This is a genomic window from Nakamurella alba (genome assembly GCF_009707545.1).
In the GTDB taxonomy this organism is placed as follows: Bacteria; Actinomycetota; Actinomycetes; order Mycobacteriales; family Nakamurellaceae; genus Nakamurella; species Nakamurella alba.
Genome location: NZ_WLYK01000001.1, coordinates 1,161,256 through 1,186,537 on the forward strand (window position 1 = coordinate 1,161,256; position 25,282 = coordinate 1,186,537).

At 70.7% G+C, this 25,282-nt stretch carries 25 protein-coding genes, 1 tRNA gene and 1 other RNA gene; 22 read left to right on the forward strand and 5 right to left on the reverse strand.

Translation table 11 applies throughout. The annotated features are described in order from the left end of the window. The first annotated feature begins 37 nt into the window (after positions 1 to 37). The 4 genes from ftsE to ssrA all read left to right on the forward strand — a co-directional run bounded on the left by ftsE (position 38) and on the right by ssrA (position 2,795). Positions 38 to 727, forward strand: coding sequence for a cell division ATP-binding protein FtsE (ftsE, locus tag GIS00_RS05140; RefSeq protein WP_322097529.1), 690 nt, complete (start codon positions 38 to 40; stop codon positions 725 to 727). 77 nt (positions 728 to 804) lie between these two features. Then, the gene (gene ftsX, locus GIS00_RS05145) at positions 805 to 1,707 is read left to right on the forward strand and encodes a permease-like cell division protein FtsX (RefSeq protein ID WP_154767210.1); all 903 of its coding nucleotides are present in this window, start codon (positions 805 to 807) and stop codon (positions 1,705 to 1,707) included. 94 nt (positions 1,708 to 1,801) lie between these two features. Then, positions 1,802 to 2,314, forward strand: a complete 513-nt coding sequence (smpB, locus tag GIS00_RS05150) for an SsrA-binding protein SmpB (protein ID WP_154767211.1) — start codon at positions 1,802 to 1,804, stop codon at positions 2,312 to 2,314. Between the two features lie 108 nt (positions 2,315 to 2,422). After that, positions 2,423 to 2,795: a transfer-messenger RNA gene (ssrA, locus tag GIS00_RS05155) on the forward strand. Between the two features lie 79 nt (positions 2,796 to 2,874). Here ssrA and GIS00_RS05160 read toward each other — a convergent pair. Beyond that, positions 2,875 to 3,585 carry a TetR/AcrR family transcriptional regulator gene (locus GIS00_RS05160; RefSeq protein ID WP_154767212.1) on the reverse strand — a complete coding sequence of 237 codons (711 nt, stop codon included), beginning with the start codon at positions 3,583 to 3,585 and terminating at the stop codon, positions 2,875 to 2,877. A gap of 440 nt (positions 3,586 to 4,025) precedes the next feature. After that, positions 4,026 to 5,333, reverse strand: a complete 1,308-nt coding sequence (locus GIS00_RS05165) for a magnesium transporter MgtE N-terminal domain-containing protein (protein ID WP_322097530.1) — start codon at positions 5,331 to 5,333, stop codon at positions 4,026 to 4,028. A gap of 200 nt (positions 5,334 to 5,533) precedes the next feature. On the opposite strand from GIS00_RS05165, the gene GIS00_RS05170 reads away from it, so the two are divergent. The 10 genes from GIS00_RS05170 (at position 5,534) to GIS00_RS05215 (ending at position 16,304) form a co-directional block, all read left to right on the forward strand. Then, positions 5,534 to 6,586: an FKBP-type peptidyl-prolyl cis-trans isomerase gene (locus GIS00_RS05170; protein ID WP_154767214.1), complete on the forward strand. Its 1,053-nt coding sequence runs from the start codon at positions 5,534 to 5,536 to the stop codon at positions 6,584 to 6,586. A gap of 299 nt (positions 6,587 to 6,885) precedes the next feature. Next, positions 6,886 to 8,151, forward strand: a complete 1,266-nt coding sequence (locus tag GIS00_RS05175; protein WP_322097532.1) for an inorganic phosphate transporter — start codon at positions 6,886 to 6,888, stop codon at positions 8,149 to 8,151. A 14-nt stretch (positions 8,152 to 8,165) separates the two neighbouring features. Continuing rightward, positions 8,166 to 8,429, forward strand: coding sequence for a hypothetical protein (locus GIS00_RS05180; RefSeq protein ID WP_154767216.1), 264 nt, complete (start codon positions 8,166 to 8,168; stop codon positions 8,427 to 8,429). Next, positions 8,426 to 9,028 carry a DUF3349 domain-containing protein gene (locus GIS00_RS27275; protein WP_322097533.1) on the forward strand — a complete coding sequence of 201 codons (603 nt, stop codon included), beginning with the start codon at positions 8,426 to 8,428 and terminating at the stop codon, positions 9,026 to 9,028. Before GIS00_RS05180 ends, GIS00_RS27275 begins: the two co-directional genes overlap by 4 nt. 220 nt (positions 9,029 to 9,248) lie before the next feature. Beyond that, complete coding sequence (locus GIS00_RS27280) at positions 9,249 to 10,109, forward strand: DsbA family protein (RefSeq protein WP_154767217.1); 861 nt, start codon at positions 9,249 to 9,251, stop codon at positions 10,107 to 10,109. A 93-nt stretch (positions 10,110 to 10,202) separates the two neighbouring features. Further along, positions 10,203 to 10,275: transfer RNA gene (locus GIS00_RS05195), tRNA-Ala, on the forward strand. Positions 10,276 to 10,362: 87 nt separating this feature from the next. Beyond that, positions 10,363 to 12,135, forward strand: coding sequence for a gamma-glutamyltransferase family protein (locus GIS00_RS05200; RefSeq protein ID WP_154767218.1), 1,773 nt, complete (start codon positions 10,363 to 10,365; stop codon positions 12,133 to 12,135). Between the two features lie 189 nt (positions 12,136 to 12,324). Continuing rightward, positions 12,325 to 14,076, forward strand: a complete 1,752-nt coding sequence (ctaD, locus tag GIS00_RS05205; RefSeq protein WP_322097534.1) for an aa3-type cytochrome oxidase subunit I — start codon at positions 12,325 to 12,327, stop codon at positions 14,074 to 14,076. A gap of 82 nt (positions 14,077 to 14,158) precedes the next feature. Continuing rightward, positions 14,159 to 15,373 (forward strand): phosphoserine phosphatase SerB, encoded by a 1,215-nt coding sequence (gene serB / locus GIS00_RS05210; RefSeq protein ID WP_154767219.1) that lies wholly within the window; start codon positions 14,159 to 14,161, stop codon positions 15,371 to 15,373. Positions 15,374 to 15,506: 133 nt separating this feature from the next. Beyond that, on the forward strand, positions 15,507 to 16,304 hold the full coding sequence (locus GIS00_RS05215) for a peptidyl-tRNA hydrolase (RefSeq protein WP_154767220.1): 798 nt from the start codon (positions 15,507 to 15,509) through the stop codon (positions 16,302 to 16,304). A gap of 84 nt (positions 16,305 to 16,388) precedes the next feature. Here the strand turns inward: GIS00_RS05215 and GIS00_RS05220 are convergent, their stop codons facing one another. The 3 genes from GIS00_RS05220 to GIS00_RS05230 are packed head-to-tail and all read right to left on the reverse strand — an operon-like array spanning position 16,389 to position 20,276. Beyond that, complete coding sequence (locus tag GIS00_RS05220; protein WP_322097535.1) at positions 16,389 to 18,317, reverse strand: alpha-amylase family protein; 1,929 nt, start codon at positions 18,315 to 18,317, stop codon at positions 16,389 to 16,391. Positions 18,318 to 18,362: 45 nt separating this feature from the next. After that, the gene (locus GIS00_RS05225) at positions 18,363 to 18,950 is read right to left on the reverse strand and encodes an isochorismatase family protein (protein WP_154767221.1); all 588 of its coding nucleotides are present in this window, start codon (positions 18,948 to 18,950) and stop codon (positions 18,363 to 18,365) included. Between the two features lie 36 nt (positions 18,951 to 18,986). Next, complete coding sequence (locus tag GIS00_RS05230; RefSeq protein ID WP_154767222.1) at positions 18,987 to 20,276, reverse strand: nicotinate phosphoribosyltransferase; 1,290 nt, start codon at positions 20,274 to 20,276, stop codon at positions 18,987 to 18,989. 199 nt (positions 20,277 to 20,475) lie between these two features. Between GIS00_RS05230 and clpS the strand changes: the two genes are divergently transcribed. The 8 genes from clpS to rdgB all read left to right on the forward strand — a co-directional run bounded on the left by clpS (position 20,476) and on the right by rdgB (position 25,278). Beyond that, complete coding sequence (gene clpS / locus GIS00_RS05235) at positions 20,476 to 20,769, forward strand: ATP-dependent Clp protease adapter ClpS (RefSeq protein ID WP_230313181.1); 294 nt, start codon at positions 20,476 to 20,478, stop codon at positions 20,767 to 20,769. A gap of 1 nt (position 20,770) precedes the next feature. After that, positions 20,771 to 21,316 carry a DUF2017 domain-containing protein gene (locus GIS00_RS05240; RefSeq protein ID WP_322097537.1) on the forward strand — a complete coding sequence of 182 codons (546 nt, stop codon included), beginning with the start codon at positions 20,771 to 20,773 and terminating at the stop codon, positions 21,314 to 21,316. A gap of 47 nt (positions 21,317 to 21,363) precedes the next feature. After that, a complete protein-coding gene (locus GIS00_RS05245) occupies positions 21,364 to 21,804 on the forward strand; it encodes a M67 family metallopeptidase (protein ID WP_322097538.1) in 441 nt (146 codons plus the stop codon). A 50-nt stretch (positions 21,805 to 21,854) separates the two neighbouring features. Next, positions 21,855 to 22,139 (forward strand): MoaD/ThiS family protein, encoded by a 285-nt coding sequence (locus GIS00_RS05250; protein ID WP_154767223.1) that lies wholly within the window; start codon positions 21,855 to 21,857, stop codon positions 22,137 to 22,139. 7 nt (positions 22,140 to 22,146) lie between these two features. Then, the gene (locus tag GIS00_RS05255) at positions 22,147 to 23,097 is read left to right on the forward strand and encodes a PLP-dependent cysteine synthase family protein (RefSeq protein WP_154767224.1); all 951 of its coding nucleotides are present in this window, start codon (positions 22,147 to 22,149) and stop codon (positions 23,095 to 23,097) included. Between the two features lie 95 nt (positions 23,098 to 23,192). Further along, entirely contained in the window at positions 23,193 to 23,882 is a 690-nt protein-coding gene (locus GIS00_RS05260; RefSeq protein WP_154767225.1) for a rhomboid family intramembrane serine protease, read from the forward strand. 35 nt (positions 23,883 to 23,917) lie between these two features. Further along, positions 23,918 to 24,676, forward strand: coding sequence for a ribonuclease PH (gene rph, locus GIS00_RS05265; protein ID WP_154767226.1), 759 nt, complete (start codon positions 23,918 to 23,920; stop codon positions 24,674 to 24,676). Then, entirely contained in the window at positions 24,673 to 25,278 is a 606-nt protein-coding gene (gene rdgB, locus GIS00_RS05270; protein ID WP_322097539.1) for an RdgB/HAM1 family non-canonical purine NTP pyrophosphatase, read from the forward strand. Before rph ends, rdgB begins: the two co-directional genes overlap by 4 nt. Positions 25,279 to 25,282: the final 4 nt, after the last annotated feature.

Below are 25,282 nucleotides of genomic sequence, written 5' to 3' on the forward strand. Positions count from 1 at the left end.
GTGGAGATAACGAGCCGGACCCGTAAAGTCTCCGCTTGTGATTCACCTGTCCCACGTGTCGAAGAGTTACAAGACATCGACCCGTCCCGCCCTCGACGACATCTCCGTCGACGTCGAGAAGGGCGAGTTCGCCTTCCTCATCGGCCCGTCGGGATCCGGCAAGTCGACGTTCCTGCGGCTGCTGCTGCGGGAGGACGTGCCGAGCAAGGGCGAGATCGAGGTGGCCGGGCGTGACCTGGTCAAGCTGCGGCGGTCGAAGGTGCCGGTGCACCGGCGGCGGCTGGGCTGCGTGTTCCAGGACTTCCGGCTGCTGAACAACAAGACGGTCGAGCAGAACGTCGGATTCGCGCTCGAGGTGATCGGCCGGCCGCGCGCCGCGATCAACAAGATCGTGCCCGAGGTGCTCGAGCTGGTCGGCCTGGACGGCAAGTCGCGCCGGCTGCCGCACGAGCTGTCCGGTGGCGAGCAGCAGCGGGTGGCGATCGCCCGGGCCTTCGTCAACCGGCCGCTGCTGCTGCTGGCCGACGAGCCCACCGGCAACCTGGACCCGGACACCAGCGCGGACATCATGCTGCTGCTGGAGCGCATCAACCGGACCGGCACGACGGTGCTGATGGCCACGCACGACAACACCATCGTGGACTCGATGCGGCGACGCGTCATCGAGCTGCAGCTCGGGAAGGTCGTCCGCGACGAGGCGAGAGGCGTCTACGGCGTCGGCCGCTGACCCTCCCCCCCGGGCCGCCCGTCGGCCTGATCCACACCTGCACCGCGAACAGAGCGGAGCAGCCGCGAAAGGAACACATGCGCGCCGGATTCATCTTCAGCGAGGCGTTCACCGGCATCCGCCGGAACATCACGATGACCATCGCGATGGTGCTGACCACCGCGATCTCCTTGCTGCTGCTCGGGTTCGGCCTGGTGCTGGCCAAGGTCAGCGACAAGACCCGGGACATCTTCGGCGACCGGGTCGAGGTGTCGGTCTACCTGACCACCGAGCTGTCCACCGGTGACCCGAACTGCAGCCAGGACATCTGCCAGGCGCTGCTCAACTCGCTGCAGGCCAACCCCGAGGTGCAGACGGTCGACTTCCAGAGCCAGGACGCCGCGTTCGAGGCCTACCAGCGGCAGTTCGCCGGCCAGCCGGAGATGCTGGAGATCGCCCGCAAGGAGGCGCTGCCGGCGTCGTTCCAGGTGCGGCTGAACGACCCGACCCGGTTCCGGGTGATCAGCGAGCAGTACACCGGCCAGCCGGGTGTGCAGTCGGTCAACGACCAGAGCGAGCTGATCGACAAGATCTTCAGCTTCCTGGACTCGGTGCGGCTCGCCGCGATCATCATCGCCGCGATCCAGGGCATCGCCGCGGTGCTGCTGATCGCCAACATGGTCCAGGTGGCGGCGCTGTCCAGACGCACCGAGACCAACATCATGAGACTCGTCGGCGCCAGTCGATGGCGCACCCAGCTCCCGTTCATGATCGAGGCGGTGGTCGCCGCGGTGGTCGGCATCGCCCTGGCGATCGGCGGGCTGGTGGTGGCCAAGGTCAGCCTGCTGGACCGGGTGCTGGGCACATTGATCAACGCGAACGTACTGGCGCCCATCGACGGGTCGGACATCGTCTGGGCCGCGTACTGGTTGGTGCCGGTGGGGGTGGCGCTGGCCGCGGTCTCGGCCTACACGACCCTGCGGCTGTACGTCCGGATGTAGCTGTACGTCCGGATGTAGCTGTTCGGCCTGATGACGACGGTGCACGGTCGCGCCCGGGAAATCACTGGCCGCGGCTGAGTACTCTGGTCGGGCCATGGCTACCGACAGACGCGCAGAACGGCGCACCGAGAAGCGGGCCTCCGGGAAGTCGCTGATCGCGTCGAACCGCAAGGCCCGGCACGACTATTCGATCATCGACGTCCTCGAGGCGGGGATCTCGCTCACCGGCACCGAGGTGAAGTCCCTGCGGGCCGGCCGCGCCTCCCTGGTGGACGCCTTCGCGACGGTCACCGATGACGAGGTGTGGCTGCGCAACCTGCACATCGCCGAGTACGCCGAGGGCACCTGGACCAACCACGCCCCGCGCCGGGCCCGGAAACTGTTGCTGCACCGCGCGGAGATCGACCGGCTGCTGGCCAAGCTTCGCGAAGGCGGGCTGGCCCTGGTGCCGCTGTCCCTGTACTTCCTGGACGGCAAGGTCAAGGTCGAACTGGCCCTGGCCCGCGGCAAGAAGGAGTACGACAAGCGGCAGTCGATGGCCAAGCGGGACGCCGACCGGGAGATGGCCGTCGCCGCCGGTCGCCGTGCCAAGGGCTACCGGGACTGACCGGCCGGAAAACCCGTCCTCGAACAAGCGGGGAACAGGTAGACTGACTCCGCTGTTCCACCTGTGCAGTACGGAGCAGCACCAGCAGTACCCGAGCAGTCCCCGCACGGGGGTGATCGGTTTCGACAGTGTCTGTCGAGTGAGGAGAAGCGGGCCGAGGAAGGCAACGATCATCTCGTTAACGATCCGTTGCAAAAAAATCAAGCGCCGACAACAGTCAGCGCGAGTTCGCCCTCGCCGCCTGAGCGAGTAGCGACTCCGTCAGACCGAGCTCGCCTCCGGCTCGGATCCTGGCGTCGATCAGGAGGATCACCAAAGGACCCGGTCACGGGGTCCGGCGGGACATCTCACAGTGACTGGGCCTGTCACGATGGCACGTTCGCATGATCATCGGGGCCGAGTAGAGACCTAGCGGACTGCGCCCGGAGAAGTCCTCACAACACAACATTGGACGCGGGTTCGATTCCCGCCACCTCCACGAGAAGCCCCCGACCTGCCCGGTCGGGGGCTTCTTTGGTGTTGGGGACCTGTTGTTCTGGTTCCGGTCGCGCCGGCTGAGATCAGTGCCGGCCGATGGGGCCGGTGTCGACACGACCCTGCTCGGTGTGGTTGCGCGGGTGGTGGGTCTGCGACGGGTGCGGGACACCGGGGTGCGGTGCGTTGGGCCGCAACGGGGCCGGGTTCGGCTGGTAGCAGCGGATCGTGGTGCGCACGACGCCCTGGATCGTCTTGCGGACCGCATCGGACTCCTGCGGCCCGAAGCCGGCGATGATCAGCGAGACCGACCCGTGGATGGTGCTCCACAGCGCGAACGCGATCAGCCTGGTGTCGCCGACGAGCGCGCCGCGGGCCTCCGCCTCGCCGACCAGGTCGAGCAGCGCGTCGAAGGTGCCGCCGCTCATCGCCATCTGGTCCGGATCCTGGACGTACTGCGCCAGGCCGGAGCCGAACATGACCTGGTAGAGGTGCGGGTTCGCGAGCGCCCACTCGCCGTACGTCAGGCCCATCGAGATCAGGGTCTGGATCGGGTCCTCGTCACGCTGGATCCGGTGCTGTGCCTCGCTGAAGAGTGCGAAGGCACGGCCGTGCAGGGCCGCCAGCAACCCCGGCTTCCCGCCGAAGAGTGAGTAGACGGCGGTCGTCGACGTGCCCTCCGCCGCGGCCAGCGTGCGGAGCGACAGCGCGCCGATCCCGTGGTCGGCAACGGTCTGCGCAGTGCGGTCCAGCAGGCGGGCGCGCAGGTCGGCGTCATGGAGTTTCGGTCGTGGCACCGCGGCAAATTACCACGAAATGGCGAACCGTTGTGTTCCGGCGCACGGGTGAATCCGACACCTACAGAGGCTTTCAAGCTTCGGCGGAGCGAGGACATTGGCCGAACGTTGTTCTAATCGAGACGTTTCGTCACCCGCTCGCATGACTGATCGTGCCAGATCGGTGACGATCGGTCGAACATCGTTGTCCCGCCCGTTCTGTCCGAATGGTCCGGAAGTGCGGAATGCGCCCGTCCGCCGACCCGTAGGCCTCGCATCAGCGTCCCGGATCGGGTGATTCCCGGAGCCGCCGGCGGGGTGTAGACCGCCGCGCAGCTGCTCCGGTCGGGCTTCACCCGCCCGGACCGGCCGCGGCGGCGGAAGAGTGCCGCCGTATCGGACCAGCGCGGTACCCATCGGGGCGCCGGTGCTGCAGGTCGGACCAGTAGACGTAGAGGCGGTCAGGACCGGCCGGCATCCTTGAGGCGCGGGGTGGACCGCGGGCGGTTCGGGATGTCGCCGATCCCTTCCTCGCGCCAGTTGTCCGGCAGCAGGTGGTCCAGGACGTCGTCGACGGTCACGGCACCCAGCAGGTGTTCCTCGTCGTCGACCACCGGGGCGCAGACCAGGTTGTAGGCCGCGAAGAAACGGGTGACCTCGGCGAGGGTCCCGGTGGGGGAGAGCCTGGCGACCTGGGTGTCGATGGCGGCCGCGACCAGTCCGAACGGCGCCTCCCGGAGCAGCCGCTGGGTGTGCACCACACCGAGGTAGCGCCCGGTCGGGGTGGCCTGCGGCGGGCGGCAGACGAAGACCATCGATGCCAGTGCCGGGGTCAGGTCGGGGGAGCGCACCCGGGCGAGCGCCTCGGCGACCGTGGCGTCCGGGGTCATCACGATCGGCTCCGGGGTCATCAGACCGCCGACGGTGTCGAAGGAGTACTGCAGCAGCCGGCGGACCGGGGCCGACTCCTCCGGCTCCATCAGCTCCAGCAGCCGCTCGGACAGCCCGGTCGGCAGCTCGGCGAGCAGGTCGGCGGCGTCGTCCGGGTCCATCGCCTCCAGGATGTCCGCGGCCCGGGCGTCGTCCAGGTGGGCGAGCAGGTCCTTCTGGTCGTCCTCCGGCAGCTCCTCGATGACATCGGCGAGCCGGTCGTCGTCGAGCGCGTCGGCGATCTCGTACCGCCGGGCCGGTGGCAGCTCGCGGATCGCCGAGGCGGCATCCGCGGCGCGGATGCCCTCGAACGAGGCCAGCAACTGCTCCGTGCGCAGGTTGGTGGAGTCGGTGAAGTCGGTGAGATCCAGCCCGCGCACGTCCGTCCAGCCGAGCACCTGCACCGGGGCCCGCCGGGTGAGCATGCCGCTGCGCTCGCGCACCGCGATCCGGTCCACGATCCAGTCCCGGGTCCGGGTCTGCTCGATTGCGGCGTCGACGATCGTCGCCGCCGCGGTGGTGGTCGCGATCCGCACCTTCGTCCCGATCAGCTGACCGCTGACCAGCACCTCGGTCCGGCGCTGCTCGAACTGGCGCAGGCTCACCGATCCGGTGGCCAGCGAGATGCCGTCGCCGGCCACCGAGGTGATCCGCAGCATGGGCACGAAGATCGGCCGCCGGGTGGGCAACTCGACCACGATGCCGAGCACCCGTGGTGGCTTCCGGTCCAGTCGCAGGGCGGCGACGATGTCGCGCACCTTGCCGATCGACTCGCCCGAGGGTCCGTAGACCGGCAGACCGACCGTCTGGGCCGCGAAGACCCTCGTTGCACCAGCCACGCCGCAACTGTAGGGCCCGGTGCCTCCGCTACTTCCCCATGCCGTGACCCAGCAGTTCCCGGCCGTCTCCCATCGTGGGTTCACACCGGTGGGACAGCCCCGGCACGTAGGGTGTCCAGGCCGGACACCCTTCACCGGGCTACGGCGGAGCAGACCCCGCAGTTGAGAAGACCCAGTACCCGACGAAGGAATCCCTCCCTATGCGTATCCGGGCAGCCCTCGCGGCCCTGCCGTTGTCGCTCCTGGTGCTCGCCGCGTGCGGCACCGACGACTCGGCCACCCCGACCACCTCGGCGTCGGCGTCCTCCTCCGGCAGTGCCGTGACCGCCGCGACCCTCGGCCCGGACGTCCCGGCGGCCACGGCCCTCGCCGCGGCCGTGCCGGCCGCCGAGCTGCCCACCGCCACCGGTGACTTCGGCACCAAGGCGACGCTGGAGTTCCCGGCCGGGAACCCGGTGCCCAGCCTGCAGCGGGAGATCCTCACCGAGGGCAAGGGAGCAGAGGCCGAGGCCGGCGACTACCTCGAGGTCAACTACCTCGGTCAGGTCTGGGGCGGCGAGGTCTTCGACAACTCCTACGACAAGAAGCAGTCGTTCTCCTTCAAGATCGGCGAGGGTGTCGTCTCCGGCTGGAGCGTCGGCCTGACCGGCGTCAAGCAGGGCAGCCGGGTGCTGCTCAGCCTGCCGCCGGCCGACGGCTACGGCGCCACCGGCAACTCCGACGGGTCGATCAAGGGCACCGACACCATCGTGTTCGTCATCGACGTGATCAACGTGATCAAGTCCGACGCCACCGGCCAGACCGACGCGACGCCCAACAAGGACCTGCCGAAGACCGGCATCCCGAAGGTCACCGGCAAGCTCGGCGAGGAGCCGACGATCGAGATCGGCGACGCCCCGGAGCCGACCAAGGCGGAGGTGATCGTCCTCGCCACGGGTACCGGCGAGAAGGTCGTCGCCGGCGACGTCGTCGGCCAGCTGGTCGTCACCGCCTGGGACGGTTCACAGACCACCTCGACCTGGGCGAGCGAGACGGACGACGGTGCCGACCCGTCCACCAAGGGCCTGCAGAAGATCACCGCCGCGGTCGGCACCGATGGACAGGAAAGCGTCACCGAGGGCCTGATCGGGGTGCCGATCGGCAGCCGGGTGATGATCCTGCTGCCGGGTACGTCGGATTCGACCACCGGCCAGACCTCGACCGCCGCGGTTGCGGTGATGGACATCGTCGCCCAGGTCTCCAAGACCGGCTGATCCACCGCACGGCCACGAAGGCCCCGCCCGCCACACCGCGGGCGGGGCCTTCGTCGTTCACCGGGGGAGCGCGCCGAGTTCCGCCGATCGACGGCCTCCGGTGGTGGTGCGGGAGCCAGGGGGTCACCCGCAACGCGCGAACGACCGGGAAAGTGGCAACAGCACGGCATCCGGAAGATGAACAGTTGGTGAACCAGGTTGTTTCGCCTGGCAAAGCTGCACGTCGCGGCCCGGCGACCGTCCCGGAAGCGTGACGACACCGTTGGACAGATGCATTGCGGCACAGCACCATTCACGCCGTGACCGAGTTCATCATCCTGGTTCTGGTCGTCGGCACCGCGCTGGCCTTCGACTTCACGAACGGATTCCACGACACCGGTAACGCCATGGCGACCTCCATCGCCACCGGCGCGCTCACACCGAAGGTGGCCGTCGCCCTGTCGGCGGTGCTCAACCTGGTCGGTGCCTTCCTGTCCATCGAGGTGGCGAAGACCGTCGCCAAGGTGGTGAAGATCCAGTACACGAGCGACGTCAAGGACGCCTCGGGCACCGTGATCCACCACGCCGGGGAGCCGATGCCGTTCTTCGACGCGCCCGGTGGCCATCACCTGCTGATCACCATCGTCTTCGCCGGTCTGGTCGGCGGCATCCTCTGGAACCTGACCACCTGGCTGCTGGGCCTGCCGTCGAGTTCCTCGCACGCGCTGTTCGGCGGCCTGATCGGCGCCGCCGTTGCCGGTCTCGGGTTCTCCAGCGGCGTCGACTGGACGCTGGTGCTGTCCAGCATCGTGATCCCCGCGGTGCTGTCCCCGGTGATCGCCTGCCTGATCGCCGCGGCCGGCACGTTCCTGGTCTTCGCCATCACCCGCCGGGTGCCGAACGGGTCCCGGGAGCGCGGCTTCCGCTGGGGTCAGGTCGGTTCGGCGTCGCTGGTCTCGCTGGCGCACGGCACCGGCGACGCGCAGAAGACGATGGGCGTGATCTTCCTGGCGCTGGTCGCCCACGGGTCGCTGACCTCGACCGACTCGATCCCGTTCTGGGTCAAGGCCTCCTGCGCCCTGGCCATCGCACTGGGCACCTACATCGGTGGCTGGCGGGTCATCCGCACCCTCGGCAAGGGCCTGGTCGAGATCTCCTCGCCGCAGGGCATGGCCGCCGAGACCGCCTCCGCCGCCGTCATCATGACGTCCTCGCACCTGGGGATGGCGCTGTCCACCACGCACGTCGCCACCGGGTCGATCCTCGGCTCCGGGGTGGGCAAACGGGGCGCCCAGGTGCGCTGGCGGGTCGCCGGCCGGATGGCCGTCGGGTGGCTGATCACCCTGCCGGTCGCGGCGATCGTCGGCGCGATCTGCTGGTTCCTCGCCGACCTGCTCAGCGGTCCGGCCGACGGGCTGCTCGGCATCCTGCTGGTCTTCGCGATCCTGGTCGCCGTCTCCACGGCCATCTACCTCCGCTCGCGCCGCACCCCGGTGCACGCCGGCAACGTCAACGCGGAGTGGGACGAGTCGTCCAACGGGACCCCCACCGCCCCGGCCGCCGACCGCCCGACCGCCTCGGTCTGAAACGGAGCCACGAGATGTCGACGATCCTCACCTCGCTCGCCCCCATCTGGAAGGTCGTGCTGGTCGGCCTGCTGCTCGGGGCAGGGTTGCCCGCGATCTTCGCGCTCGGCCTGCGTTCGCTGGCCGGCGGGGCCGGACCGGACGGGGCGGTGCGCACCACGCCGGCCGGCCGCATCGGCGCCGGCGTCTGCTTCCTGGTCGTGCTGCTCGCCGTCGTGCTCGGCCTGGTGGTGCTGACCGCGTCGAAGTCGTTCCTCGCCCGGTTCGGCCTGTCGTGACCGACGACCGCACCGGGACACCCACCCGCACCGGGTTCCTGGCCTCGGTGCTCGGCTGGTTGCGGACCGGCTACCCGGAGGGCGTGCCGCCGACCGACTACTTCCCGCTGCTGGCCCTGCTCCGGCCGAAACTGACCGACCAGGAGCTGGACGGGATCGTCGAGGACCTGACCACGTCCGGGCACCTGCCGGCCGACCGGGCGGCGATCGCGGCGGCCGTCCAGCGGGTCACCGACCAGGTCCCGGACGCCGACAGCATCAGCCGGGTCTCCGCCCGGCTGGCCGCGGCCGGCTGGCCGCTGGCCGACGCCGGGAACCCGGCGGAAACCGGAGCGCAGAGGCCGTCGGTGCTGCAATCCGTCGTCGACTGGCTGCGCAAGGGCTACCCGGAAGGGGTGCCGCCGACCGACTACATCCCGTTGGTCGCCCTGCTGCGCCGGCGGCTGACCGACGACGAGGTGCGGTGGGTGGCGGACGAGGTGCTGCGCGAAGGCGGCGGTGTGCCCGACATAGCCGTCCTGATCACCAAGGTCACCGACGAGATGCCGTCGGACACCGACATCGCCCGGGTGCAGGCCCGCCTCGACGCCACCGTCTGATCTGACGCGGTGTGATCGAGCGCGGTGTGATCCCGGACTCCGCGCCGGCACTCCCGGTGCAGGTCCGGGCCGGTGCTTCCCATGTTCTTCACGTGCGGAGGCCGCACACTGTTCCCGACCCCGGAACCGTTCGAGGAGATCGGACGTGGAAACGGGCAGGACGCACGTCCCCGGCGCACGAGGCGCCGGGCGGTGACGTCCGCCGACGAGAGGACGGAACGTGGCGCAGGGCGGGAAGAAGAACGGCAAGGGACCGGGGAAGAGCGGTCCGGCCCGCAGCGGTCAGTCCGCCGCCCGGCAGAACACCCCCGCCCGCACGGGTTCCGCCAAGCAGCAGGCCGGCCGGCAGTCCGTCGCGGCCGTCCGCCGGAACAAGCCGGGGTCCAACCGCACCCAGGTGATCATCGGGTCGGTCGCCGTGGTGCTGATCGCCGCGGTGATCACCATCGGCCTGGTCATCAACAAGCAGCAGACGGCCGCTCCGGTCACCGACTACGGCCCCTCGACCCAGTCGACCGCGACCTTCGCCGACAACGTGGTGACTGTGTCGAACGGGTCCCCGTCGGTCACCATCGACGTCTTCCAGGACATGATGTGCCCGATCTGCGCCCAGTTCGAGGAGCAGTACGGGCAGCAGATCAACAAGGCCGTCGACGAGGGCAAGCTCGCCGTCCGCTACCACACCCTCAACTTCCTGAACCCCCAGTCGGCGTCGAAGGACTACTCCACCCGGGCCTCTGCCGCGCTGCAGTGCGTCGCCAAGGACGCCACCACGCCCAAGGGTGCCTGGATGCAGTTCATGGAGGGCCTCTACGCCGACGGCACACAGCCCGCGGAGGGCGGGTCCGCGGACCTGACCAACGCCCAGCTCGGTGAGATCGCCGCCCGGTACAACGTGCCGTCCACCGCGGTCTCCTGCATCACCGCCGGCACCGATGTGGCCTCCGCCGAGGCGGCCGCGACCGCCGGCAACGCGGTGCTGCAGGCCGCGGTCGGCCGGGTGGCGACGCCCACCGTGCTGAAGGACGGTGCGCCGCTGGCGACCAACAACACCGCCTGGCTGACCGACCTGGTCGGCTGAGCCGGCGGAGCTGCCCGGAGCCCGTCGTGCCGTCCTGACCAGCGGATTAGGATCGCGGTCGCCGGAATTGGTATGGTCTTCGGGCAGCTTCACGGGGCTGTGGCGCAGCTGGTAGCGCACCACACTGGCAGTGTGGGGGTCAGGGGTTCGAGTCCCCTCAGCTCCACCCGTGAACAGAACCCCCGACCGGGATCCGGTCGGGGGTTCTGGCGTTTCCGGGCCGGTGCGGCGCCCGTTCGGCGGCAGGCGCACGATGGTCCGGGTGTGGACCACCCGACCTGAACTCTGGGGCACCTTCGGCATGGTGTCCTCCACCCATCACCTGGCCACCGCGGCCGGCATGTCCGTGCTCGAGCACGGCGGGACGGCGGTCGACGCCGCCGTGGCCGCCGGCTTCGCGCTGCAGGTGGCCGAACCCCACCTGAACGGCCCGGGCGGCGACATGTCGCTGCTCTTCGCCGGCCCGGACGGTCTGCCCACCGTGCTGTGCGCCCAGGGACCGGCGCCGGCCGCGGCGAGCGCTGCCCACTACCGGTCGCTGGGGCTGGACCTGGTGCCCGGTGCCGGTCTGCTGGCAGCGGCGATCCCGGGATCGACGGTGTCCTGGCTGACCCTGCTGCGCGACCACGGCACCTTCGCGCTGTCGGACGTGCTGCCGTACGCGATCCACCTCGCCGAGGGTGGGGTGCCGGTGCTTCCGACGATCTCGGCCGCGATCGGCGGTGTGCGCGAGCTCTTCACCGAGCACTGGCCGACCTCGGCGGCCGTGTACCTGGACGGGGGAGCGGCCCCGGCCGCCCGGTCGGTGCTGCGCAACCCGGTGCTGGCCCGCACCTACCGCCGGCTGCTCGCCGCGGCGGAGGCCGCCGGGCCGCGCCGGGAGCAGCAGCTGGACGGCGCGATCCGGGCCTGGACCGAGGGGTTCGTCGCCGAGGCGGTCGACGCCTTCGCGCGGCAGGAGCTGATGGATTCCTCCGGTACCCCGCACGCCGGGGTGATCACCGGCGCCGACCTGGCCGGTTGGCGGCCCGGGTACGAGGCGCCGGCCACCGCCCGGTTCGGCGACTGGACCGTGGCGAAGACCCCTGCCTGGGGGCAGGGCCCGGTGCTGCTGCAACAGCTGCGGATGCTCGAGCGGCTCGGCCTGCCGGGAGCGGTCCCGGACGGCAGCGCGGCGTTCGTCCACACCGTCACCGAGGTGGCGAAGCTGGCCTTCGCCGACCGTGACGCCTGGTACGGCGACTCGGCCGACGTGCCACTCGCCGACCTGCTCTCCGACGACTACACCGCGCAGCGGGTGGCGCTGGTCGGCGAGCGTGCCGACGGCGACCTGCGGCCCGGATCCCCGGGTGGCCGCACGCCCCGCTTGCCGGACTTCCCCGGCGCCGCGGTGCGGTTCGCCGGGTCGGGGGAGCCGACGATCGCCCGCTCCGGCGTGGTCCGCGGCGACACCTGCCACGTGGACGTGGTGGACCGCTGGGGCAACACCGTCGCGGCGATGCCGTCCGGTGGCTGGCTGCAGTCCTCCCCGGTCATCCCGGAGCTCGGGTTCCCGCTGGGATCCCGGCTGCAGATGACCACCCTGGAGGTGGGCCTGCCGGCCACCCTGACCCCGGGACGCCGGCCGCGGACCACCCTGTCGCCGTCGATGGCGCTGCGGGACGGCCGGGTCGAGATCGCCTTCGGCACACCCGGCGGCGACCAGCAGGACCAGTGGCAGCTGGTCTTCTTCCTCCGGGTGGCCGCCGGGCTGAACCTGCAGGAGGCGATCGACGCGCCGATGTTCCACAGCACCCACATGCCGAGCTCGTTCCACCCCCGCACCGCGACCCCGCTCGAGGTCGTCGCGGAGGACCGCTGGGGGAGCGAGGTGCTCGACACGCTGGAGGATCTCGGTCACCGTGTGATCCGTTCCGGACCGTGGACCCTGGGTCGGATGTGCGCCGTCCGGCGCGACCCGGAAGCGGGCCTGCTGCACGCCGCGGCCGATCCCCGCGGGTCACAGGGCTACGCCGCCGGCCGGTGACCGGCTCCCGGGCCCGGCCGGGACCGCGGCGCACCGGCGGCGGGTCGGCCGGTACGCCCCCATCATGAGAATTGGTGGTGCCCCCGGGGCGAGTTCTACACGTTGTCGGACTAAGCTCCCCCTAGCGCCGTTCCTGCCCCGCCGGGTCGGAATCACGGCGCGTGCGACGAAACTGCTGGAGGGACCGCCGTGACCGCTGTTGCACCCCGCCCCGTGGTGGAGAGGGCCTATCCGGTCCACAAGCTCCGCCCCGGCGTGGCGCTCCTGGGGTATCTGCGCACCACGGATCCGAAGACGCTGGGCAAGATGTACATCTGCACGGCGTTCTTCTTCTTCATGGTCGGCGGCGTCATGGCGCTGTTCATGCGCGCCGAGCTGGCCCGGCCGGGCATGCAGTTCCTGTCGAACGAGCAGTTCAACCAGCTGTTCACCATGCACGGCACGGTCATGCTGCTGTTCTACGCGACCGCCATCGTGTTCGGTTTCGCCAACTTCGTGCTGCCGCTGCAGATCGGCGCGCCGGACGTGGCGTTCCCGCGGCTCAACGCGTTCTCCTACTGGCTGTACCTGTTCGGCTCGCTGATCGCGGTGTCCGGCTTCTTCACCCCGGGCGGCGCGGCCGCGTTCGGCTGGACCGCGTACACGCCGCTGTCCAACGAGGTGAACTCGCCCGGCGTCGGCGGTGACCTGTGGATCATGGGTCTGGCCGTGTCCGGTCTGGGCACCATCCTGGGCGGCGTCAACATGATCACCACGGTGGTCTGTCTGCGTGCCCCGGGCATGACGATGTGGCGGCTGCCGATCTTCACCTGGAACATCCTGGTGACCTCGATCCTGGTGCTGATCGCGTTCCCGGTGCTGACCGCCGCGCTGTTCGGCCTGGCCGCGGACCGACATTTCGGGTCACACGTGTTCGACCCGGCCAACGGCGGCGCGATCCTGTTCCAGCACCTGTTCTGGTTCTTCGGGCACCCCGAGGTCTACATCATCGCGCTGCCGTTCTTCGGGATCGTGTCCGAGGTGTTCCCGGTGTTCAGCCGCAAGCCGCTGTTCGGCTACCGCGGCCTGGTGTATGCGACGTTGTCGATCGCGGCGCTGTCGGTGGCGGTGTGGGCGCACCACATGTTCGCCACCGGCGCGGTGCTGCTGCCGTTCTTCTCCTTCATGACGTTCCTGATCGCGGTGCCGACCGGTCTGAAGTTCTTCAACTGGATCGGCACGATGTGGCGGGGCCAGGTGTCCTTCGAGACACCCATGCTCTTCGCCGCCGGGTTCCTGGTCACGTTCCTGTTCGGTGGGTTGACCGGTGTCATCCTGGCCGCGCCGGCGCTGGATTTCCACGTGTCGGACTCGTACTTCGTGGTCGCGCACTTCCACTACGTGCTCTTCGGCACCATCGTGTTCGCCACCTATTCGGGGATCTACTTCTGGTTCCCGAAGATGACGGGCAGGTTCCTGGACGAGGGGTTGGGCAAGTTCCACTTCTGGACCACGTTCCTGGGCTTCCACCTGACGTTCCTGGTGCAGCACTGGCTGGGCACCATCGGCATGCCCCGGCGCTATCCGGACTACCTGCCCACCGACGGGTTCACCACGCTGAACATGATCTCCACGATCGGTGCGTTCGTGCTGGGTGCCTCGACCCTGCCGTTCATCTGGAACGTCTTCCGGTCGCTGCGCTACGGCGAGGTCACCACCGCCGACGATCCGTGGGGCTACGGCAACTCGCTGGAGTGGGCCACCTCGACCCCGCCGCCGCGGCACAACTTCACCTCGCTGCCCCGGATCCGCTCCGAGCGGCCGGCCTTCGAACTGCACCATCCGCACATGATCGAGCGGATGCGCACCGAGGCCCACCCACACCGGGACTGGGAACCGCTCGCCGACATCGAGGCCAGCGACCACCTGAAGATCCCGAACTCGAACACCACGAGCCACTAGCACCACCAGCTCCACCCGCCGCGCGGGCCGGGTCCGGGACACCGGGCGCCGGCCCGCGCGGCTGTGGCGGGAAGGCCGGCAGATGAGCAAGCGACCGTTGTCCACCGTGTTGATCACCGTGACCGGCGAGGACCGGCCCGGGGTCACCGGCGTGCTGTTCACCGCGCTCGCCGCGCACCACGTGGACGTGCTCGACGTCGACCAGGTGGTGATCCGTGGCCGGCTCACGCTCGGTGTGCTGGTCGAGTCGGCCGGCGACCCCGAGTCGGTGCAGGAGCACGTCGAGCAGGCGATGGCCTCCGTCGGCATGGGTGTCCGGGTCGCGGTCAACCCGCCGGGGGCGCACAGCCGCACCGTCGCGACGCACGTCGTCGTGGTGCTGGGCCGCCCGCTGCAGGCCCGCGCCATCGCGGTCATCTCCCGGGCGTTCGGCGAGATCGGCGTGAACATCGAGACCATCAAGCGGATCGCCGACTACCCGGTCACCGGGCTCGAACTCGAGGTCACCGCCCCGGACGACGACCGGCTGCGCAGCACACTGGCCGACCTGGCCGGCGCGCACGGCGTCGACATCGCCGTGCAGAAGGCCGGCCTGGCCCGGCGGGCGAAGCGGCTGATCGTGTTCGACGTCGACTCCACGCTGATCACCGGTGAGGTGATCGAGATGCTCGCCGACCGGACCGGCACCCGCGCGAAGGTCGAGCAGATCACCGCCGCGGCGATGCGCGGCGAGCTGGACTTCGCCGACTCCCTCCGGGCCCGGGTGGCGATGCTGGAGGGGCTGGACGCCGCCGTGCTGGACGAGGTCGGCCGCTCGCTCGAGCTGACGCCGGGAGCCCGGACCACCATCCGCACGCTGAAGAGGCTCGGCTACCGCTGCGGCATCGTCTCCGGCGGGTTCACCCAGGTCGCCAAGCACCTGGTGGAGGACCTGGACCTGGACTTCGTCGCCGCGAACACCCTCGAGGTCGAGCAGGGCCGGCTCACCGGCCGGGTGATCGGTGACATCGTGGACCGGCCGGGCAAGGCCCGCGCGCTGGCCCGGTTCGCCGTGGAGTCCGGGGTGGGCCTGTCCCAGACGGTGGCCGTCGGCGACGGGGCCAACGACATCGACATGCTCACCGCCGCCGGGCTCGGCATCGCCTTCAATGCCAAGCCGGTGCTGGCCGAGGTCGCCGACACCGCGCTCAACCAGCCGTTCCTCGACCCGGTGCTGTTCATCCTCGGCATCACCCGGGCCGAGGTGGAGGCCGCCGACGCCGCCGACGGCCAGCTCCGCCGCGTCCCCCTCGGCTGACCCCCACCTCCCGGCGTGGATCATGTAGGCCTGCAGGGGCGAAGTCGTTGCCTCCTGTCACACCGGTCCCATTTCAAGGTCGTGATGACATGCGGGCGAACATGATCCACGCAGGTCAGGAGGTGCAGGGCAGATGACGGGAGAGGCGCTGGCCCCGTTGCGGGCCCGGTACGCGCACTGGTTGGGGCTGGACTCGGAGCAGGTGCTCGCCGATCGGGACGAGGCGGCCGAGGACATCCGGGCCATGCAGTTGTTGCTGCGGATGGAACGGGACGCCCCGCCGTCCTGGCACCGGGCGCTGGCGATGGCCGCGTCCGGCGCCGCCGCACTCTGCCTGGACCCGCGGGCCGAACCGGGCGGCGAGTGGCACGAGGCGATCGCCGACTACTGCGGTGGGCACATCCGCAAGGTCACCCGGCGCGGTCGCGGTGCGCAGTGGGAGGCGACCGCCGACCTGCCCGGGCTGTCCTTCGCCGACGCCGGCACCGAGGTCCGGGCGTTGCTGCCCGGCCGGGTGGCCGAGCTCGACAAGCGGGTGTCCAAGCTGCAGGTGGGCGGCACGGACGCGCCGGTCGACGTCGACCCGGCACCCGAGGTCGGCCCGCCGACGCCGGAACTGCGCGTCTGGATCAACCCGCACCACCCGATGACCCTCGGCAAGACCATGGCCCAGGCGGGGCACGCCGGGATGATCGCCGCCGCGCTGCTGGCCACCGACCCGCCGGCGCTGCAGGCCTGGATCGACGCCGGCCTGCCCGCGCGGGCGCGACTGTTGCACCCGGACGCATGGGACACCCTGGTGGCCCGGCTCGCCGACCCCGGCGAGGCCTGGCGCTCCGAGAAGCTGCTGGCCGTCCGGGATGCCGGCTTCACCGAGGTCCCGCCCGGCACCGTCACCGTCGCCGCCCATGCCCCAGCGCGAGGTGCCTGATGGTCGCGGCCCGCTCTGCGCTCCGGTCCTCGGTCCTGCACTCGTACCTCGCTCCGGACCTGCGATCCTCACTCCGGCGACCGCTCAGTCCGCCGCCGTGATCCAGAGGGCCTGGTACGGCGCGAGCCAGACGTTGTGGTCGCTGCCGGCGACGACCTCCTCGCCCGAGATCCGGTCCACCCCATCGGTGATCCCCGCCTCGGCGAGCAGGCCGGCGGGGTAGGGGCGCCAGGAGTCCGTCACGTTGTACAGCTCTACCATCGGGCCGATCGGGTGCCGGCGGATCACCGGCAGCACGCCGGGATCGGCAACGGTGCCGATCTCCGAGGACACCGAGGCGTGCAGCTGCTCGATCCCGGCCCGCACCCGGGCCAGGTGGACCAGGTTGCCGAAGGCCCGGGCCGCGACACTGCCCGGAATGGCGCGGCTGTCGGCCAGCGACCAGTCCATCACCGGCCGATGGGTCCAGCGGTTGTCACCCTCGTGGCCGGGCTCGGAGGCCCAGTGCTCGTCGTTGGTCATCGCCAGTTCGTCGCCCTGCCAGACCACCGGGATCCCGCCCCAGCCCAGCACGATCGCGTAGGCCAGGAACATCCGGCCCACCACGCTGTCCACCATCGACGGATCGCCGCTGTGCCAGGCGTTCTCGATCCCGCACAGGCTCGCCGCCATGCCGCTGATCCGCCGGTCACCGGTGACCGGGTTGGCCTGGAACACCAGCCCGTGCGCCGGTGATCCGGGGTAGACGCCGGAGTAGTAGTCGGACAGGAACGACCGGTGCCCGTGCCCGGTCGCGCCGATCGCCGCCGCGTCGGCATCGTCGATGGCCCAACCGATGTCGTCGTGACACCGGAGGTAGGTCACCCAGGCGGTGGTCGTCGGCGCCACCGGCAGGTTGCCCAGCGCATGCGCCGCCAGCCGGACGTCGCGCGCCGCCAGCATGGACCAGATCTGCACCATCAGGCTGTTGTGGTAGGCGATGTCGCTGACCTTGCCGTGGTGCCGGCCCTGACCGAGGTAGTGCACCAGGTCCGCCGGCCCGACGATCGCCTCCGCCTTGAAACACAATGCCGGACAGGCGATCCGGGCCACCGCGCGCAGCGCCTGGGTGATCGCGTGCACCTCGGGCTGGTTCTGGCAGTTGGTGCCCAGTCGTTTGTGGATGAAGGCGATCGCGTCCAGCCGCAGCACCTCGACCCCGGCATCGGCGAGGAACAGCACGATCTCCGCGAACTCGCAGAAGACGTCCGGGTTGGTCCAGTTCAGGTCCCACTGGAAGGAGTTGAAGGTGGTCCACACCCAGCCGAGATCGTCCTGCCAGGTGAAGTTCCCGGGGGCGAAGTCGGGGAACACCTCGGGCAGGGTGCGCTCGTACGCGTCCGGCATGGTGCGGTCCGGGAAGAGGTGGAAGTAGTCGCGGTACCGCTGTTCGCCGGCGAGCGCCCGCCGGGCCCACTCGTGCTCCTTCGCGACGTGGTTCAGCACCAGGTCGAGCACCAGACTGATCCCGTTGCGGCGCAGCGCGGCCGACAGGGCGCGCAGGTCGTCCATCGTGCCCAGGTCGGCCCGGACGCTGCGGTAGTCGGCGACCGCGTACCCGCCGTCGCTGTCGCCCGGACGCGGCTCCAGCAGGGGCATGAGATGCAGGTAGGTGACGCCCATCTCGCGCAGGTAGCCGATGCGCTCCTGCACCCCGGCGAGGGTGCCGCCGAACCGGTCGGCATAGGCGGCGTAGCCGAGCATCGTCTCCTGCTGGAACCAGTCCGGCTGCAGCACCCGTTCCATGTCCAGGGCGGCCAGGTCCGGTTGCCGCTGGGCGAAGGTGGCCGCGGCGAGCGGGACCAGCCGGGTGATCAACTCGTCCGCCACCGCGGACGGGTAGGCCGCGGTCAGCCCGTCCGCCAGGTCGTCCCACCACCGGTCCAGCTGCAGCGCGAAGAGGTCGCGCCGATGGGCGGGCAGCCCGGACAACGCCGGACCGGCCAGTTCGTGGACCACCGCGGGAGCGCGCACCGGCACAGTCTGCGGTACGCGGCCGGTCCCGGCGCGCGCGACACGTCAGTCCAGGACGGTGGCTCCCGCTTCCCGCATCGCCGCGACGGCGGCCTCGGTGTCACCCGGGTTCAGCTCGACGAACCGGGTCATCGACAGCGGCACGGTGACGTCGTAGCCCAGGCCGACCCCGTCCACCGCGGTGGACTTCACGCACCAGTCGCCGGCCAGGCCGACGATGGAGATCGACATGATCCCGTGCTCGTCCAGGATCGTCGACAGCTCGGTGCCTTTCGTCTTCCCCGAACCGAGATCCAGCACGGAGAAACCGGAGTAGCCGTCCTCCGGTCCGGACCCCTTGCGCACCACCGGTCCCTCGACCGGCAGGCCGGGGACGAACTCGGCGCCGGCGGAACCGATCACGCAGTGCACCGGCCAGATCCCGCCGTCCACGGCGAAGTGCGGGGTGTGCTCCGGGTGCCAGTCCTGGGTGTAGACGACCAGGGCACCGGAAGCCTTCGCGGCCTCGATCTCGGCGACGATCGGGCTCAGCAGCTCCTCGCCGCCCTTGACGTAGAGGGACCCGGTGGGGTCGGCGAAGTCGTGCTGCATGTCCACGACGATCAGTGCGGAGGTGGGCGAGTGGTCCAACATGGGAGCGGTCTCCGGGGGTGTGGGCGGGTCGGGGGATCAGGGGCCGAGCAGGGTGGTCGGGATCGCCGGGTCCCCCTCGGACAGGGTCAGTCCCTCCCAGGGCAGGGTGACCAGCGCGGCGCGCAGCCGCTCGCGGGCGGCGGTCAGGTCCGGCAGGCCGTCGACCGGTGCCCCGGCGCGCAGCAGCGGCACCGGCAGCACCCGGTCGCCGTCCTCCGGTTCCGGCGCCGGGCCGGCCTTGAGGAAGACGATCTCCTCGGTGGCGGTGCCGGACGGTTTGTGCCGGCGCAGCGCGGTCTTCGCGCCGCCGTGCGAGGCCTTGTTGAGGCTGCGCTTGGCCACCGGCCGGCCGTCGACCTCGACCAGTTTGTAGACCATCCCGGCCGTCGGTGCCCCGGACCCGGTGACGAGAGAGGTGCCCACGCCGTAGATGTCGACCGGCTCGGCGCGCAGTGCGGCGATCGCGTACTCGTCCAGGTCGCCGGAGAGCACGACCTTGGTGGAGGTGGCGCCGAGTTCGTCCAGCTGCTGCCGGGCCGCCCGGGCCAGCACGCCGAGGTCACCGGAGTCGATGCGGACGGCGCCCAGGCCGGTCCCGGCCACCTCGACGGCGGTCGCGATGCCCTGGGTGATGTCGTAGGTGTCGACCAGCAGGGTGGTGCCGGCGCCCATGGCCGCGACCTGCGACGCGAAGGCGGCCTCCTCGCTGTCGTGCAGCAGGGTGAAGGCGTGCGCCGCCGTGCCGCCGGTGGGAATGCCGTAGCGGCGACCGGCCATCAGGTTCGACGTGGTGCCGAAGCCGGCCAGGTAAGCCGCCCGGGCGGAGGCCACCGCGGCCTCCTCGTGCGTGCGCCGCGAGCCCATCTCGATCAGCGGACGCCCGTCGGCGGCGGTCACCATCCGGGCCGCCGCGGATGCGATGGCGCAGTCGTGGTTGAGGATGCTGAGCACCAGCGTCTCCAGGATCACCGCGGAGGCGAAGCTGCCGGAGACGGACAGGATCGGGGAGTCCGGGAAGAACAGCTCGCCCTCCGGGTAGCCGTCGACCTCGCCGTCGAAGCGCCAGCCGGCCAGGTGCTCGCGGGTGCGCTCGTCCAGGATCGGGGCGAGTCGCTCCAGGGTCTGCTCGTCGAACACGAAGTCGGCGATCGCGTCGACCACCCGCGCGGTCCCGGCCACCACCCCGTACCGGCGGCCGGAGGGCAGCCGGCGGGCGAACACCTCGAAGGTGCAGCGCCGGTCCGCGGTGCCGTCGGCGAGTGCCGCCTGCAGCATGGTCAGCTCGTACTGGTCGGTCATGAGCGCGGTCGATGCCGTGGTGGCCATCCGCCGAGCCTAGAAGGTGCTTCCGGACGGGCGCCCGGCTGCCCGGCCGATCGGGTTCCTCTACAGCCGTGTGACATTCCGTTCGGTCATCAATCGGACACTCTGCGTCCACCTGGATGCGTGCCACACTGGAGGGGTGCGTGCTGTGACCCTTCCGGCGGACACGACCGGGCCGGCGGTCCGGGCGATGGCGGCCGTCATGTCTGCCACCGCGCCCACGCGCAGTCCCGAGCAGGTCACCGACGAGATCACCGCGCCGGACAGCCCGTGGGTCACCATCGTCTGGAACGACCCGGTCAACCTGATGTCCTACGTCACCTGGGTCTTCCAGAAGCTGCTCGGCCACCCGAAACCGCGCGCCGAGAAGCTGATGCTCGACGTGCACCGGCGCGGTCGGGCCACCGTCTCGGTCGGCACCCGGGAGGCGATGGAGGCCGACGTCGCCAAGCTGCAGGGTGCCGGTCTCTGGGCCACCCTGGCACAGGACCGCTGACGTGCGCCCGTTCCGCCGCTTCGGCGGCCGCTACCGGGCATCGTTCGAGGCCGTCGAGGTCACCGTGTTGTCCGACCTGGTCGACCAGGTCCGCCAGCTGCTCGCCGGCCGCCGGTCGGAGGCACCGGACGACCCGCTGGTCGCCATGACCGGGATCGCGACCGCGCCCTCGACCACTCCGGAGGATCCGGCCCTGGCCCGGCTGCTGCCCGACTTCCACCGCGAGGATCCCGAGCTCTCCGCCGGGCTGCGCGCGCTCCGGGAACCGGAGATCATCGCCGGCAAGGACTCCGCCGCGGTCGCCGTGCTGGACTCGCTGCCGCCCGGCGGTGGTGCGGTGCACCTCGACGAGGACCAGGCCCGGCAGTGGATCGCCGCGCTGAACGACGTCCGGCTCGCCCTCGGCGTCCGGCTGGAGATCACCGACGAGACCGACACGGTGATGGACACCGCCGGCGAGCGCCCGGAGCCGGAACAGGCGATGTTCCACACCTACCGCTGGCTCACCTATGTCCAGGACTCCCTGGTCGAGCAGATGCTGGACTGAGCCGGCGCTGGACCGACCACGGCACACGGCCCAATAGAATCGACCCCGTGCTGCGCATCCCCCGATCGATGGTCGACGAGATCATCACCCACGCCCGGGCCGACCATCCCGACGAGGCGTGCGGGATCATCGCCGGTCCGGAGGGTGCGGACACCCCGACCCGGCTGGTGCGGATGACCAATGCCGAGCGGTCGCCGACCTTCTACCGGTTCGACTCCGGGGAGCAGCTGAAGCTGTACCGCGAGATGGACGACCGGGACGAGGAGGTCGTGGTCGTCTACCACTCGCACACCGCCACCGAGGCCTACCCCAGCCGCACCGACATCTCCTACGCCGGCGAACCGCAGGCGCACTACGTGCTGGTCTCCACCCGCGAGCCGGACACCGAGGAGTTCCGGTCCTACCGGATCGTCGACGGCCAGGTCACCGAGGAGCCGGTCGAGATACTGGAAATGTCCGCGCCCCCTGCCGACGTTGCCACCAGCTGAAGATCCCCAGAGAAGAACACCCCCGAAGAAGACCACGAGGAGCACCCGACATGAGCGTCAAGGTTTCCGTCCCGACCATCCTGCGTCCGGTCACGAAGGGCGAGAAGTCGGTCACGGCCACCGGCGACACACTCGCCGCGGTGATCAGCGATCTCGACGCGAACTACACCGGGCTGGGCGACCGGCTGGTGAAGAACGGTGCGCTGCACCGGTTCGTGAACATCTACGTCAACGACGAGGACGTCCGGTTCACCGGTGGCCTGGAGACCGCGATCGCCGACGGCGACCAGGTCACCATCCTGCCCGCCGTTGCGGGTGGGGCCGGGGCGGTCTGATCCTGCGATGAGGTACGACAGCCTGGTGGATGCCGTCGGCGGTACGCCGCTGGTGGGTCTGCCGCGGCTGTCGCCCTCGCCCGAGGTCCGGGTCTGGGCCAAGCTCGAGGACCGCAACCCCACCGGTTCGGTGAAGGACCGCCCGGCGCTGGCCATGGTGGCCGCCGCCGAGGCGGACGGGCGGCTGCGCGCGGGCTGCACCGTCATCGAACCGACCAGCGGGAACACCGGTATCTCGCTGGCCATGGTGTGCCGGGTCAAGGGCTACCGGCTGATCTGCGTGATGCCGGAGAACACCTCCGAGGAACGGCGGATGCTGCTGCGGGCCTACGGCGCGCAGATCATCCCGTCGCCGGCCGCCGGCGGGTCGAACGCCGCGGTGGCGATGGCGAAGGACCTGGCCGCCGACCACCCGGACTGGGTGATGCTCTACCAGTACGGCAACCCGGGGAACGCCGGTGCGCACTACGCGACCACCGGCCCGGAGTTGCTGGCGGACCTGCCGACCATCACCCACTTCGTCGCCGGCCTGGGCACCACCGGCACCCTGATGGGCGTCGGCCGGTACCTGCGGGAGAAGGTGCCGGACATCTCGATCGTCGCCGCCGAACCGCGGTACGGGGAGCTGGTCTACGGGCTGCGCAACCTGGACGAGGGGTTCGTCCCCGAGCTCTACGACGAGTCGGTGCTGACCTCGCGGTTCTCCGTCGGGCCCGAGGACGCGGTGCGCCGTACCCGGGAGCTGCTGGAGGTCGAGGGCATCTTCGCCGGCATCTCCACCGGTGCCGCCGCGCACGCGGCGCTGGGCATCGCGGCCCGGATGGTCAAGCAGGGCCGCCGGGCGGACATCGCGTTCGTGGTGGCCGACGCCGGCTGGAAGTACCTGTCCACCGGTGTGTACGGCGCCGGCGACGACGCCGCCGCGGCGGAGGGCCTCGAAGGCCAGCTGTGGGCCTGATCCGCTGTGCCTGATCCTTCTGGGCCTGATCCTTCGGGCCTGAAACCGGGGTGAACCCTGAGTCACCCGCGCCGCTGCATCGCTAGCCTGGTGACATGAGCTCACTGCCGCTCCCGTCCGATCCCGCGCCGGTCGCGAAGGCGAAGGACTCGTCGTCGCTGATGCCCGCGGTGAAGCCGGCCGCGATCACCGTCGGCGCCTTCGCCGTGGTGCTGGTCGTCGTGCAGGTGGTCAACGCCCTGATGAGCTACAAGCTCGGTCAGTACGGCATCGTCTCGCGCACCGGATCGGGCCTGCTCGGCATCGTGACGGCGCCGTTCCTGCACGGGTCCTGGGGGCACCTGCTGTCCAACCTGGTGCCGCTGGTGGTGTTCGGCTTCCTGATCATGGTCGGCGGGGTGCGGCAGTTCGTCGCCGTGACGATCCTGGTGTGGTTGATCTCCGGTTTCGGGGTGTGGCTGTTCGGGCCGTCGAACGCCGTGACCGTCGGCGCCTCCGGCCTGGTCTTCGGCTGGCTGGCGTACCTGGTGGCCCGCGGCGTCTTCAACCGCAGCGTCGGGCAGATCCTGCTCGGTGTGCTGCTGCTGGCGATCTGGGGCGGCATCTTCTGGACCGGCATCATCTCGGTCGCGTTGTCCGCCGGTGAGACCGGGATCTCCTGGCAGGGTCACCTCTTCGGGGCGATCGGCGGTGTGCTGGCGGCGTTCCTGGTGGCGAAGGCCGACGGGCCACGGCGACCCAAGGTGAACCCGGCGGCCGCACCGCAGCTGCCCACCGGCTTCTGACCGGGAGCACCGCGCGCGACCGATAGGTTGGAGCCATGTCCCGCTCCGACGGTCGTGCCGACGACGAACTGCGCCCCATCCGTTTCACCCGAGGTTTCCAGTCCCACCCGGCCGGCTCGGTGCTGGTCGAGTTCGGCGGCACCAAGGTGCTGTGCGCCGCTTCGGTGACGACCGGGGTGCCGCGCTGGCGCAAGGGTTCCGGGCTCGGCTGGCTGACCGCCGAGTACGCGATGTTGCCGTCCTCCACCCACGACCGGTCCGACCGCGAGTCGGTCAAGGGCCGGGTCGGTGGCCGCACGCACGAGATCTCCCGGTTGATCGGCCGGTCCCTGCGCGCCTGCCTGGACCTGTCCGCCCTCGGCGAGAACACCATCGCCGTCGACTGCGACGTCATCCAGGCCGACGGCGGCACCAGGACGGCGGCGATCACCGGTGCCTACGTGGCACTGTCCGACGCCGTCACCTGGCTGCGTGCGGCCGGCGCGCTCACCGACCCGCAGCCGCTGTCCTGCCAGATCGCCGCCGTGTCGGTGGGTGTGGTGGGCGGCAAGGTGCGGCTCGACCTGCCCTACGAGGAGGACTCGCGGGCCGAGGTCGACATGAACGTGGTCGCCACCGACACCGGGACGCTGGTCGAGGTGCAGGGCACCGGCGAGGGCGCCACCTTCCCGCGGTCCACCCTGGACCGGCTGCTGGACGTGGCCTTCACCGGGATCGACCGGCTGACCGCGCTGCAGCGCGAGGTGCTGGCCCAGCCGTACCCGAAGGAACTGCCCGGGGTGGGCACGGCGTGAGCACCCTGCTGCTGGCGACCCGGAACGCCAAGAAGCTCAAGGAGTTGCGGCGGATCCTCGAGGGCCGGGTCACCGTCCTCGGCCTGGACGACGTGCCGGCCTTCGAGGAACTGCCGGAGACCGGCGCCACCTTCGAGGCCAACGCCGCCGACAAGGCGGAGCAGGCCGCGCGGGAGACCGGGCTGCCCTCGCTCGCCGACGACAGCGGGCTGACCGTGGACGCCCTCAACGGGATGCCCGGTGTGCTGTCCGCGCGCTGGTCGGGCCGGCACGGCGACGACGCGGCGAACGTGGACCTGCTGCTCGGCCAGCTCCGCGACGTGCCGGACGAGCGCCGCGGCGCCGACTTCGTCAGCGCCCTGGCGCTGGCCGTCCCGGGTGCGGACACCGTGCTGGTGCGCGGTGAGTGGCGCGGGCGGATCATCCGGGAGGTGCTGGGCGCCAACGGGTTCGGCTACGACCCGGTGTTCGTGCCGACCGAGTCGGACGAGGCCGGCGATGCGCGCACCTCCGCCCAGCTCGACCCGTCCGAGAAGGACCGGCTCTCGCACCGCGGGCGGGCCATCGAGAAGATGCTGCCGCACCTGCTGCGGCTGGGCTGAACCC